The organism is Pseudorhodoplanes sp. (assembly GCF_035565855.1).
Classification (GTDB): domain Bacteria; phylum Pseudomonadota; class Alphaproteobacteria; order Rhizobiales; family Xanthobacteraceae; genus Pseudorhodoplanes.
In genome coordinates, this window is sequence record NZ_DATMRX010000083.1 from 1 (window position 1) to 11430 (window position 11430).

The 11430-nt window shown below is 63.3% G+C and carries 13 protein-coding genes; 10 read left to right on the forward strand and 3 right to left on the reverse strand.

The window, feature by feature from the left end; translation table 11 throughout:
* The 3 genes from VN004_RS04645 to VN004_RS22500 all read left to right on the forward strand — a co-directional run.
* The coding region (locus VN004_RS04645) for an Ohr family peroxiredoxin (RefSeq protein WP_325607493.1) at positions 1 to 255 on the forward strand (255 nt) is incomplete at its 5' end.
* Positions 256 to 429: 174 nt separating this feature from the next.
* Complete coding sequence (locus VN004_RS04650; protein ID WP_325607495.1) at positions 430 to 927, forward strand: hypothetical protein; 498 nt, start codon at positions 430 to 432, stop codon at positions 925 to 927.
* A 472-nt stretch (positions 928 to 1399) separates the two neighbouring features.
* Positions 1400 to 1594 carry a molybdopterin cofactor-binding domain-containing protein gene (locus VN004_RS22500; RefSeq protein ID WP_414710228.1) on the forward strand — a complete coding sequence of 65 codons (195 nt, stop codon included), beginning with the start codon at positions 1400 to 1402 and terminating at the stop codon, positions 1592 to 1594.
* A gap of 280 nt (positions 1595 to 1874) precedes the next feature.
* Here the strand turns inward: VN004_RS22500 and VN004_RS04660 are convergent, their stop codons facing one another.
* Complete coding sequence (locus VN004_RS04660; RefSeq protein ID WP_325607497.1) at positions 1875 to 2531, reverse strand: tetratricopeptide repeat protein; 657 nt, start codon at positions 2529 to 2531, stop codon at positions 1875 to 1877.
* A gap of 61 nt (positions 2532 to 2592) precedes the next feature.
* On the reverse strand, positions 2593 to 3549 hold the full coding sequence (locus VN004_RS04665; protein ID WP_325607499.1) for a LysR family transcriptional regulator: 957 nt from the start codon (positions 3547 to 3549) through the stop codon (positions 2593 to 2595).
* 74 nt (positions 3550 to 3623) lie between these two features.
* Between VN004_RS04665 and VN004_RS04670 the strand changes: the two genes are divergently transcribed.
* Together VN004_RS04670 and VN004_RS04675 are read left to right on the forward strand one after the other, a co-directional pair.
* Positions 3624 to 3902 (forward strand): hypothetical protein, encoded by a 279-nt coding sequence (locus VN004_RS04670; RefSeq protein ID WP_325607501.1) that lies wholly within the window; start codon positions 3624 to 3626, stop codon positions 3900 to 3902.
* A 139-nt stretch (positions 3903 to 4041) separates the two neighbouring features.
* A complete protein-coding gene (locus VN004_RS04675; RefSeq protein WP_325607503.1) occupies positions 4042 to 4542 on the forward strand; it encodes a nuclear transport factor 2 family protein in 501 nt (166 codons plus the stop codon).
* A gap of 99 nt (positions 4543 to 4641) precedes the next feature.
* On the opposite strand, the gene VN004_RS04680 is transcribed toward VN004_RS04675, so the two are convergent.
* Positions 4642 to 5436: a 4'-phosphopantetheinyl transferase family protein gene (locus VN004_RS04680; protein WP_325607505.1), complete on the reverse strand. Its 795-nt coding sequence runs from the start codon at positions 5434 to 5436 to the stop codon at positions 4642 to 4644.
* Between the two features lie 195 nt (positions 5437 to 5631).
* Between VN004_RS04680 and VN004_RS04685 the strand changes: the two genes are divergently transcribed.
* The 5 genes from VN004_RS04685 to VN004_RS04705 form a co-directional block, all read left to right on the forward strand.
* Positions 5632 to 6165 carry a hypothetical protein gene (locus VN004_RS04685; protein WP_325607507.1) on the forward strand — a complete coding sequence of 178 codons (534 nt, stop codon included), beginning with the start codon at positions 5632 to 5634 and terminating at the stop codon, positions 6163 to 6165.
* Between the two features lie 10 nt (positions 6166 to 6175).
* On the forward strand, positions 6176 to 7042 hold the full coding sequence (locus VN004_RS04690) for a hypothetical protein (protein ID WP_325607509.1): 867 nt from the start codon (positions 6176 to 6178) through the stop codon (positions 7040 to 7042).
* Entirely contained in the window at positions 7039 to 7866 is an 828-nt protein-coding gene (locus tag VN004_RS04695; RefSeq protein ID WP_325607511.1) for a hypothetical protein, read from the forward strand. Before VN004_RS04690 ends, VN004_RS04695 begins: the two co-directional genes overlap by 4 nt.
* On the forward strand, positions 7853 to 8845 hold the full coding sequence (locus VN004_RS04700; protein WP_325607513.1) for a hypothetical protein: 993 nt from the start codon (positions 7853 to 7855) through the stop codon (positions 8843 to 8845). The genes VN004_RS04695 and VN004_RS04700 overlap by 14 nt, the downstream gene beginning before the upstream one ends.
* Positions 8846 to 8856: 11 nt before the next feature.
* The coding region (locus VN004_RS04705; protein ID WP_325607515.1) for a type I polyketide synthase at positions 8857 to 11430 on the forward strand (2574 nt) is incomplete at its 3' end.

An 11430-nucleotide genomic window follows, 5' to 3' on the forward strand; every position in this document is an offset into this window, starting at 1 on the left:
GCGTGCTTTCTGGGGGCTCTCAAAGTTGTTGCGCGGCAGTTGAAGCTGGAGGTTCCCGGCGACGCTTCGATCACCGCGACCATCGGCATCGGCCCGCGCTCCGAGGGCGGTTTCGGCATCACGGCCGACCTCGCCATCCACCTACCGGGCATCGGGCATGAGGACGCGCAGAAGCTCGTCAATGCGGCGCATCAGACCTGCCCCTATTCGAACGCACTGCGCAACAATGTCGATGTCGGTCTGACGATCGTCTGAACCTCCGCGGGAAGCCTTGCGACGCTGTCTGCGAGGGGATCTCGAATCGCACCAGCAATGCCTTCGAACATCTGTCGCAAGGCTTCGGAAGGGCTCTGCCGAAGACTCGCGAGGATCGCCGGCTCCGGCGACCAGCAGATCGCTGCGCTCTGATAAGAATAGAGGAAGAAGAAGATGTTTGGAATCTCGCCACTCGGCTGGCTGCACACGCTCGGCAGCCTGCCGGCGATACCGCTGGCCATCTACATGCTTGCCCGTCACGGACGGATAGTGCCGCGCTCGGCAGCGGGTGCGATCTACTTCGGAAGCATGCTGATCGGGGGCCTCACGGTGTTCCTCGTCGCCAAGCAACCGGGAAGCAATGTTGTCGCTCTCGCAACCCTGACGCTGCTCATAGCCGGCTACGGTGTTGGTTACGTGCCGAGACTCGGTCGCGCTGCGGCATATCTCGAAACGATCTTCCTGACAGTGACCGTATTCTTGCTGATGGTTCCGTCGGTCAACGAAACCCTGACCCGCGTTCCCGATGGCAATCCTATCGTCGGCACCCCCGGCTCACCGATCCTGCTCGGGGCACTTGGAAGCCTCATTGTCATGCTCGTCGTGGGGCTTACCTTGCAGATCATTCATCTGCGCAGGCACGGAGCAGTACCTGTAGCATCCCGCCGTTAGGCTCCACGAAATTATGCAGGAGAAGGCCGGGTTCGGCCGGCTCGTTGCTTGCCGGCCGCCTCATATCGAGGCGCTTCCCGAAGGATCCGAGCGAGTTGGAAATCGTGCCGGCGGGTAATGGCGACCGCAATGCAATTCCGCTCTACGACGTGCCGAACCAGCGCGTGAACTGGCACTTCATCCCGGACATGCCTTTGCGCGTCTCGGCGCTACGTGGCCTGGGTGCCTATTGCAACGTGTTGTCGATCGAGAGCTTCATGGACGAACTGGCCAATGAGGCCGGCGCCGATCCGGTCGAGTACCGGCTGCGGCATATGAAGAACCCCCGGGCGCGCAAGGTGATCGAGGTGGCGGCGGAAAAATTCGGATGGAGCAACGACCCGCTCCCCGCCGGGCGCGGACGCGGCTTCGGCTTCGCCCAGTACAAGAACCATGCCGCCTTCTGGCCATTGCCCTTGAGGCGCAGGTGGACATGGACAGCGGCGACATCCGAATCTCGCACGTGGTTTCGGCGGTGGATTGCGGCGAGGCCGTGTCCCCGGACGGGATCATCAATCAGACCGAGGGCGGCATCCTGCAAGCGATGAGTTGGCCCCTCTACGAAGCGGTGCAATTCGACAACACCAGCGCGGATTGGTCTTCCTATCCGATCCTGCGTTTCAGCTAGGTCCCCGACAGCGTCGAAGTTTACCTGATCGATAACCCCGGAACACCTTATCTCGGTGTTGCGGAAGCGGCTCATTGGCCGACCGCCGGGGCCATCGCCCATCCCTCCAAGCACGCGATGGGCAAGCGGATCTACGATCTGCCCTACACCCGCGCGCGGGTCAGGGCGACGCTCGGCGCATAGTTCCGAGTACGTGCCATCGGCTTGCGCTCTGGTCGATCGACGCGCAAGCCGTGTGGCGTAGCCTCGCAGGGGCGTCACCGAGGCTCTGGCCCTCCGATTATGACAACATCCATCTCTCAGTGGGCTCACATTGATCCCAGCTTGGCTGGCTATTCTCAGGCAAGCCAGCTTTGCGCAGGCCTTCGACGATCCGATGATATTGGGCCAGGAAAACTGGATTGTTCGAAAAACCCGCATGCTCCCACCGGTCGACAGTGTAGTTCGGCGTTAGCTTAAGAAGCTCACCGATGGCGGCGCGTGCTTCGGCATCCCGCCCCAGCCAAGCATATGCAGAGGCCAGATCGACATAGGCAATCCAGAAAGGAATGATTGCGACGGACTTGCGACACCATTCAACCGCCTCAGCGTCCCGGGCAAGATGCGTGTACGCGCGGCAAACATTGAAATACCAGATATTCAGCAGAGGATCTCGCGGGCTTAACCGGATTGCCGTTTGAAGAGGAGCGAATGCTTCTTCTGCCCGGCCGGCTCGTATTTCCGCATTGCCGAGCGATGCGTAGGCGGGTGCCAGACTGGGATTTATCGAGACCGCCGTCTTGAATTCATCGATAGCGGCTTCGAAGTCCTTTCCGCCGCCGCGGAGGATTTCCCCCTTCACGTAATGATCCGTGGCGTCGTTCGGGAAAGCCGAAAGCACGCGATCCACGGCCGCAGTAGCAGCCCTGGCGGCTTTGAAATTCGGTTCAATTCGCATTGGCGCCCCACGACCAAATGAGACGCGTCTCGACGCACCGCGCCATGCAACGGTCGGCTGGTCATCTATGCGGCCGACCAGCGTTGGGTTCGGGTTGAGCCGTGCTTGCGATGAGATTGAAAAGCCAGCCCAAGCCAGCGTCCATCATCGCGACCTTCGGCGCCAGGGCATTCACGCTGAACCCGGGAAGGGGGAGCGGCGGCTTCAGGCCAACGAGCCCGAAACGGGCGGCATGCATGGCGATGAACCGCCTTGGCAAGGCGGCGATGAAGTCGCTTTCGGCGACGACGGCAAGAGCCAGCATGAAATTGGGGACGGTCAGCGCGACCCGCCGCGAAATGCCCTGCTTCGCGAGAAGTTCGTCGACGAAGCCATGGGAATCGCCGCCATGCGAGACCACCAGATGCCGCGACTCGCAGTACCGTTCGAGATTCGGATTGTCCGCAAACGGATGTCCGGCGCGCACCGCGACCAGGAAATCCTCCTTGTAGATGCAACGCCGATGGAAACGTGACGGGATGTCGTCGGACGGGATGATCGCGATGTCCATCGCGCGGGTTTCGAGGTCAGCGATCGCCGAGTGCCAGACGCGGGCCGGCGACGGCAAGATCTGACGCACGGCAATGTCGATGTGCGGCGCAAGCTGGTTCAGTTCGGCGAGAAGCGGGCGCAGAACCACGCCCGATATTCCGTCCGGAGCCGCGACCGTGAACCGGCGCGACGATGTGGTCGGGTCGAAAGGCGCGGCTGTCGAGACGACGTTTCTCACCCTGGCAAGGATGTCGGCGACAGGTGCGGCGAGTTCCAGCGCGCGCGACGTCGGAACGACACCTTTTGGCGTCCTGAGAAATAGCGGATCATTGAGCAACCGCCTGAGCCGGCCGAGACCGTGACTGACCGCGGAAGCCGAAAGGTTCAATCGCTCCGCTGCCCGGCCGACGTGGCGTTCCTCCGTCACGGTCTCGAACAGAACCAGCAGGTTGAGGTCGACGCGCGAAAGGTCAATCTCATTCAGCATGTCGCTGAAATCATATCACTGGATAAATCGGTGTCGATGCGCGATCTCATAGACCTTCGCCGCGGAGAAAGAAAATGTCGGTGATGATGATTTCCCAAGTAAGTGGCCAGTCCTCGCAAGGTTACGACGGCATGCTGGCCCTCGTGGGCGACGCGTTGAGGCAGGCACCCGGCTTCGTCATGCATATGTCGCACCCCCTTGATGGCGGCTGGAGGATCGTCGAAGTGTGGGATTCCAGAGAAGACGCGGCCCGCTTCTTCGCCGCTCACATAGCACCGAGACTGCCGGATGGCGTCCGGCCGAAGCTGTCGTTCCACCCGCTGCACAGTCTTTTGACCCGAATGGAACAGTGATCCGGCCGAGGAACTGACGACGCGTCGGCCTGCCCGCTAACCGCATATGATCGCCTCGCACCGTCGAGATCGTGGAAGGAGAGAAATCATGCCAGCCTCACGACGTTCAGTTCTTGGCGCGGCAGGAGCCGGCCTCGCAATGCCCCAGGTCGCCAGATCGAGTAGTGCGGCGGCCCAGGCCGGAGGACGCTCAGCCTCCGATCAGGCAGTTGTCGCGCTCGTTCAGCGATCCAAGGAAGCAAACGCGGCGCTCCTGCGCGGCGACGTCGAAGAATATCGCGCTTCCGTCAAGCTTACCGACGACTTCACGTTGATGTCCCCGTTCGGTGGAACGGTCACGCGCGGCTCGGACATCACAGGCGAGCGGTGGGCGGCGATGGGTCGGTTCTTCAGGAACGGCACTTTTGCGCAGGAACTGGTTGAATCCTACAGCTCCGCCGACCTCGTCGTGCTTGTAACGATCGAACGGGCGCATGTTGAGGTGGGTGGCCTGCCGGCCCAGGATTGGGCTTTGCGCGTCACTTTGGTGTATCGCCGGGAAGAGCAAGATTGGCGGCTGGTTCATCGGCACGCCGATCCTCTGGCGGCGGGCATCAGCCTGGAAAGATCCGCCGCGCTTGCACGGGGCGAAGCGAACTGACCTTCAGCGCCCGCGATCGGACAGGCGGCGGACGGTGCGTCCATTTCCGCAACGCGCCGCCTGACGCAGGTCAATAGGGGGAGCACGCGCCCTTGCGCGTCAGATGATGCCGAACCGCCATCTGGCGGCAGGTCCCAAGCGCGGATCGACATGCAACAGGCGCGGCTCGCCTGCCGGCGTGAAGGTGAAACTTCGAAGATCTTGCGCGAGGCCGAGGCCGGTCGCCTTGATGAAGGCCTCGCCGAGCGTCCAGAAACGCAGGAACAGCGCGGGCCTAGCTTGGGCGTCGACCTCGAGCAGCCTGGCATGCGCGTCCGGCGACAGCACATGTTCCGCGATGGCGTCGAGACGGAGTGGCTGAGCCAACTGCTCGATATCGATGCCGACCGGGCACGCCCCCAGGGCGACAGCGACAAGACCCCGTCCATGGCTGATGCTGACGTGCGGGGCCGCGTCCGAGCCGACAGGCCGGATATAGGGTTTGCCGTAAGCATCGCGCGCAAGGCGGATCTCGTCCGGGGCGTAGCCCATAACGCGGCCCAGCAGCCTGCGCGCCATCGCATGAGCCGCTACGTAGCTGGCGCGGTCGGCACGATGCGCAAAGGCGTTGGCCTGTGTCCGCTCGGCCGTGTCGAGCAGGATTGTCGCCATCGCGATGGAGGCCTCGTCGGCCGACGGTACCCCGAGCCAGAGGAAGATCTCGTGCTTCCCAAGGGGGCGTGCGGGTATGTCGCTCGGCGCCGCCAGCACTGTCGGTGCGATCTCGCCATGCGGGCCGCAATCGAGCGCCCACGCTGCGACGTAGCCGCATTCCGCAGGAGTGGTGGTGCGAACAAAGCGGTCGATGAGGGCCTGCCAGGACGCTTCTTGCGCGGCAAGCGCCCTCAAAGCCATGGTCCGCCCGCCAGTCTTCGCAATCCCTGGATGTCGCCGACGCAAAGCCTCGCTCCGATCCGAATTGATTTTCCACTTTGATGGACGAGTTTGGATAGATTACTTGGAGTCCTTGACAGTACAATTGGTATCAAGTCAAATTGAGGAATCCAATAATTTTGCGTTGTCGTGCATCTCGATCAAATGTGAGGCACCTTGGCAGACGTAGAAGTAAAATCGCAGAATACGGTCGATATTGTCGGTCTTGACAATCTTAAGGCCGATCTCACGCTACACGCGCCGGATACGTTCAAGACCGACGGCACCAACACTTACGACATCAAGCCTCTCAAGTCCGATTACGGCTTCGACATCAAGCCGCTGAAATCCGACTACACCTACGACATCAGGCCCCTCCAGGTTGACGACAACATCAAGGTGGACCTCAGGCCGGTCACGCTCGATCTGTGCATGACCGCGAATATCGGGAAGGTTCCCGATCTGTGCGTCCGCCAGCCCTACCGGCATCGCGTCGCCTTCTCTCTGTTCGGCATGGAGGTCTGGGGCTTCACCCTGTCGGGCGAGCAGGAGATGGTGGTGCAGGAGCTGGATCGCCGCCCGCAGGTTGCGATAGCAGGCGCGCCCGCGAACTGGGCGCCGATGCCTCGCCATGAGGCGCCGCGGGACGCACCGAAGGCCGAGCCTCCGACCCGCACCGGCAACGGCCTTCGCATTCGCCTCGGGTCATGAGTGGTGCGCGATGATCGACCCGGCCCGTATCGTCGTAGAACCAGCGCCGGATAAGCCGATCCTTTTTATCGGGCCGCCACGAGCCGTCGCGGCTGACATCACACTGGCAAACCCGGGCGAACACAGCATGGTTCTGCGGGATGTCGGTCTCAAGGACCGCTCTGGCCGACTGGGTCGGCTGCCGTCGCGCCAAAGCGTGACGACGACCGTGTTGCGCGCGGGCCAGCTACGTGAGCTTCGCCTGGCGCTGTCCCTCCCGCTGACCACGCCGGCTGGCGAGTATGCCGTCGAGCTCGACATATTGGGCGAGTCCCGGGGGGCCAAGCTCTACGTCTCGGAGGCGGTGTCTCTGCGCGTGGAGCCGAGTACGCTCTGGGTCGAGAACAGACGCGATGGCTGGCAGACAAAGACCATCACCGTCGCCAATGCAGGCAATGCTCCGGCACGCATTGCCGATCTTGGCGATGTGCCGTTGCGCGACGATCTCGCGCCCGCAATCGACATTGGCGAAGCCATCCAGGACCTTGCGGGCAAGCCGGACCTAAGGGCGGACGAGGTCGTCGACGTTCTGGTGCTTCCTTCTCGCCGCAGCAGGGCGCGTGTCGGCAGCCTCTCGCTTTCCGTTCCGGACGGGCAGGTGACGGTAGCGCCGGGTGAGGCGCGAAGCGTCGAGGTCGGCATATCCCTGCCCGAGCCGCCTCCACCAGGCATGCGCGCCCGCGCGCGCGTGCCGCTGATGAACGCGACACTCGACATCGTGATCTTTCCATCGGGCGAGACGCAGCCACAGGAACAACCGGACGAGACACCATCCGAGAAGCGTAACAGGAAGCCGGCGGGTACCACACCGCGGCGCAAGACGAGGGGTCGATCATGAACTCTATCGTGCGACAACCTGACTGGATGAACATGACGCTGCTGGAAGGGATGGATCGGCTCTATCCCGGATGGCGCGAACGCAGATATGGCGATCTCATGCGCAGTCCTTCGACCGACTGGCTGAGCTCCCTCTATGAGCAATATGCCGGCATGGCCAGCCCGGCAGGGCGGCCCGGCGGCCAATCGATGCGCGGCTACTACCCGGACCCGCATCGGCATGACTGCGGCTGCGACGAGTGCCGGCACCACAGGCATCACCATCATGGCTGGCAACACCATCATCATGGTCATGAGGATCATCATCACCACCATCTCGAAGGTTATCACCACCACCATCACCACGATTGTCATTGCCATCATTGCCGGCCTGATCATTGCGAATGCTTCTGCTGCATCGGCGACGTCGACATGGTGATCTATGCGCGCGTCGGCGAGCAGCGGGTCATTCCCGTGGTGGTCGAGAACGAGCGCCGGCGCGAAAAGACGATCACCGTCGAACTCGGCGCCTGGCACACAAGGGGCGGCGGCGCGGCGCCTGTGGAAACGGTTAGCTTCGAGCCGAAGAGCTTTACTCTCGCGCCCTGCGCCGAACGCGAGATATTGATCGCCGTGAGAATTGGCGCGCCTGAACGGCAACCGACGCCCGGCAATGAACCCCGCGATGAGGCCGAACGGGGCACTCGGGACGTCGACGGGTGTCTCGTTGCAACAGCCGATCTCACTCTCACCGGCTGCGATCATCGCCCGATCCGCATCGCGATCGCGATACTGCCGCGCGACTGCGACGCATTCACCATAGGTTGCGGCTGTGGCTGCTGCTGATCGACAGGCATCGGCAGGTACGATCGCCTGGGCCAATGACTGGTCCGGTTGGTATAGCCAATACCTCCGCGCCACGGCAGGCGCTGCGGAAAGAACGCAGGATCTCTACCAGCGCGTGATGGAGCGCATCGCAAGAGGCGAGCTGGAGCCAAATGCTCTGCAGGACATGCTGACCGCCTTCTATCGCCAGCGCGGACACGCTCTCAATGAGAAGCTTTCCCAGCTCACCCTGCAATTCTTCGCGGATCTGGTGCGCAACGTCACAGCCTACTCCAACGAACTGACGCAGGTGCTGATACCCGGGACAGCGCCGGTTCCGTCGCCTCCGGAACTCACCTCGCCCGACCCTGCGATCTGGTTCCAGCAGATCACGGACTATTCGACTCAGCTCAGTGCGCATATCGCTCGGTCCTATCGCACGCTCAGCGAGCGAATGGCGGCCGGCCAGCTCGGTTCGGACCAGATCCAGAAGACCGCCGCCGAACATCTGGAACGCCGCCTTCCAGACTATCTGAGCCAGCTCGGCGCGAGCTATTTCGAGCTTCTCAACGGGCTGAATGACCTGCGAGCCCAGAGCGAGCAGGAGTTCCTGTCCGGCGTGCTCGCGACCGCGAGCCGGACCAAGGCGGACAGTTTCGCCATCGAACTCGTCGCTGCGCTCGGTTCGACGGCAAATGCTTCCTTCTCGATCTCGAACACGCGCGACGTGCCGGCCGTTATCCGGTGCGAAGTCGCCGATGCGCGCCGCAGCGACGGCGTCGGTCCGGCGTTCGTTCCGAACATCATGCGCGAGCCCAACGAGTTCGAGCTGGCGCCCGGCCAGGAAGCGCGGGTCACGCTCGCCTTGCCGCTCGACGAAGCGATCTATGCGCCGGAAGCGCAATATGTCGGGGCGTTGCACGTCGTCAGCGGCGGCGAGCCCCATGTCGAGATTCCGCTGCGCATCATGGCGACGCGTGGTGCGCCTCCGGTACTTTGAGGGGACATCCGATGCCGGACGGTGACGGTTTCCGTGCACAGCGAAAGTTCGATCCGATCGCCATCATCGGCATGCGTGGACGATTTCCCGGCGCGAATGATCTCGATCAATACTGGGACAATCTGGCCAAGGGCGTCGAGTCGATAACGCAGCTCGGCCCGGAAGATGTGCGGGCCGCCGGCATACCGGACGAGGTCGCGCAGCTTCCCGGTTACGTGCACGCGTCGCCGGTGCTCGACGAGGTCGACCAGTTCGATGCCGAATTCTTCGGCTTCTCGGCGCGCGACGCGGCGCTTACCGATCCGCAGCACCGGCTTTTCCTCGAAACGACCTGGGAGGCGCTGGAGGACGCCGGCTACGATCCCTCGACTTATGAGGGCGCGATCGGCCTGTTCGGCGGCTGCGAGCAGAGCACCTATCTCTACCAGCTCTATCTGAACCGCGAGGTCCTCGGCTATCTCGACGGCATGCAGCTTATGGTCACCAACGACAAGGACCATCTGTGCATGCAGGCATCCTATCGGCTGGACCTGCGCGGTCCGAGCGTGGTGGTCCAGACCACCTGTTCCACCTCGCTGGTTGCCGTCTCGCTCGCCTGCGAAAGCCTGCAGGCAGACCGCTGCGAGATCGCGCTCGCCGGGGGTGTCACCGTGCGGGTGCCGCAATATGGGGGCTATCTCTACACGCCTGGCTCAATCCTCTCGCCGGATGGACATTGCCGTCCGTTCGACGCCGAGGCGCAGGGCACGATCGTGGGAAGCGGCGTGGGCCTCGTTGTGCTGAAGCGGCTCGACCGTGCGCTCGCCGACGGGGATAACATACGAGCCGTCATCCGCGGCGTAGGGCTCAACAATGACGGCAGCGACAAAGCGGGCTACACGGCGCCGAGCTTTCGCGGCCAGGCCGGCGCGATCCGGGCCGCACAGGCAATGGCCGGCGTCGGTGTCGAGACTATCGGCTATATCGAGGCCCACGGCACCGGTACCATTCTCGGCGATCCGATCGAGCTCTCGGCGCTCATCGACGTGTTCCGCGAACATACGGACCGGCGCGGCTTTTGCGGCATTGGATCGGTCAAGTCGAACTTCGGCCATCTCTCCTGCGCGGCAGGTGTCGCCGGACTGATCAAGACCGTGCTGATGTTCGAGCACAAGGCGATACCGCCGACCGTGCATTATCGTGCGCCCAATCCAGCCATCGACTTCGTATCGAGCCCGTTCTACGTATCGACGGACCTGCAGCCGTGGCGGCGGAACGGCGCGCCACTGCGGGCCGGCATCTCTTCTTTCGGCGTCGGCGGCACCAACGCGCATCTGATTCTGGAAGAGGCGCCGGTGCGGGAAGAGCAGGCGAAACAACGGAAGCACCAGCTCCTCGTGCTTTCGGCGCGCAGCCAGACAAGCCTCGATACGGCATGTCGCCGGCTCGCCATGCACCTGCAGGCGCATCCTGAAATCGCCTTGCCGGACGCGGCTTTTACATTGCACACGGGGCGGCGCGCTTTTCGGCACCGGCGCGCGCTGGTCGTTGGCGCTGACGACCGCGCTGCCGCGATCGCGGCGTTGCGCGAGCCAGAAACGCTCGAAACCTGCGTAGCCGCTGGCCCGCGTCCTGTCGTGTTCATGTTCCCCGGCCAAGGATCGCAATATCCGGGGATGGCAGAGGCCCTGTATCGAAGCGAGCCCGTGGTGCGCGACGCGATCGATCATTGCGCGAAAGTATTGAAGAGCCACGTTGGGCGTGACCTGCGCACGCTTCTTTTCCCGCCCGAGAGGCAACGCAAGCAGGCGGCGGCCGAATTGATGAACACCGCCTGGGCGCAGCCGGCGCTGTTCACCGTGGAATATGCGATCGCCGCTCTATGGCGCTCATGGGGAATCGAGCCCGCTGCAATGGTCGGCCACAGCGTGGGCGAATATGTCGCCGCGACAATCGCCGGCGTCATGAAGCTCGATGACGCACTGCTGCTGATCGCGCGCCGGGGACAGCTCATCGCCGCAATGCCGCGCGGCGCCATGATCGCCGTGATGGCAGACCACGCGCGCCTCGGGGAATTCATCCGTGATGATGTATCGCTCGCGGCGGTGAACGCGCCGGGCCTGTCTGTGCTGTCGGGGCCGCATCATGCGATCGAGCGTCTGGAAACCACGCTTGCCGAGCGAAATATCGCGGCGCGGCGACTGCACACGTCGCACGCTTTCCATTCCGCCATGATGGATCCGATGCTTAGCGAATTTCGTGATGTCGTTGCATCGGTCGCCCTCTCCGCTCCGGAAAAGCCCTTCGTCTCGACACTTACAGGCCGATGGGCGGATGCGGCAGTCGCGACGCCCTGCTACTGGAGCGACCAACTGCGCCATGCCGTGCGCTTCGCCGACTCGCTGGCCGCACTGGCCGATGAAAAGGGTCCGGTCGGCAAGCAGCCTTTTTTCCTCGAAGTAGGACCGGGCCGCGCTCTCACGACCTTTGCGGGGCAGGCGCTCAAGGGAGGCGCCGCGCTTGGCTCGGCCAGCCTGCCGGGGCCGGACGACCCGCGCCTCGACACCGAGGCGATGCTCGCCGCGCTTGGCCGGATGTGGGCGAAC

Excerpts from the sequence above, each read along its gene's own strand:
- VN004_RS04690 (WP_325607509.1), top strand. The coding sequence starts at position 6,176 with ATGATCGACCCGGCCCGTATCGTCGTAGAACCAGCGCCGGATAAGCCG.
- VN004_RS04650 (WP_325607495.1), top strand. The coding sequence starts at position 430 with ATGTTTGGAATCTCGCCACTCGGCTGGCTGCACACGCTCGGCAGCCTG.
- VN004_RS04670 (WP_325607501.1), top strand. The coding sequence starts at position 3,624 with ATGTCGGTGATGATGATTTCCCAAGTAAGTGGCCAGTCCTCGCAAGGT.
- VN004_RS04660 (WP_325607497.1), bottom strand. The coding sequence starts at position 2,531 with ATGCGAATTGAACCGAATTTCAAAGCCGCCAGGGCTGCTACTGCGGCC.
- VN004_RS04665 (WP_325607499.1), bottom strand. The coding sequence starts at position 3,549 with ATGCTGAATGAGATTGACCTTTCGCGCGTCGACCTCAACCTGCTGGTT.
- VN004_RS04680 (WP_325607505.1), bottom strand. The coding sequence starts at position 5,436 with ATGGCTTTGAGGGCGCTTGCCGCGCAAGAAGCGTCCTGGCAGGCCCTC.
- VN004_RS22500 (WP_414710228.1), top strand. The coding sequence starts at position 1,400 with ATGGACAGCGGCGACATCCGAATCTCGCACGTGGTTTCGGCGGTGGAT.
- VN004_RS04695 (WP_325607511.1), top strand. The coding sequence starts at position 7,039 with ATGAACTCTATCGTGCGACAACCTGACTGGATGAACATGACGCTGCTG.
- VN004_RS04675 (WP_325607503.1), top strand. The coding sequence starts at position 4,042 with ATGCCCCAGGTCGCCAGATCGAGTAGTGCGGCGGCCCAGGCCGGAGGA.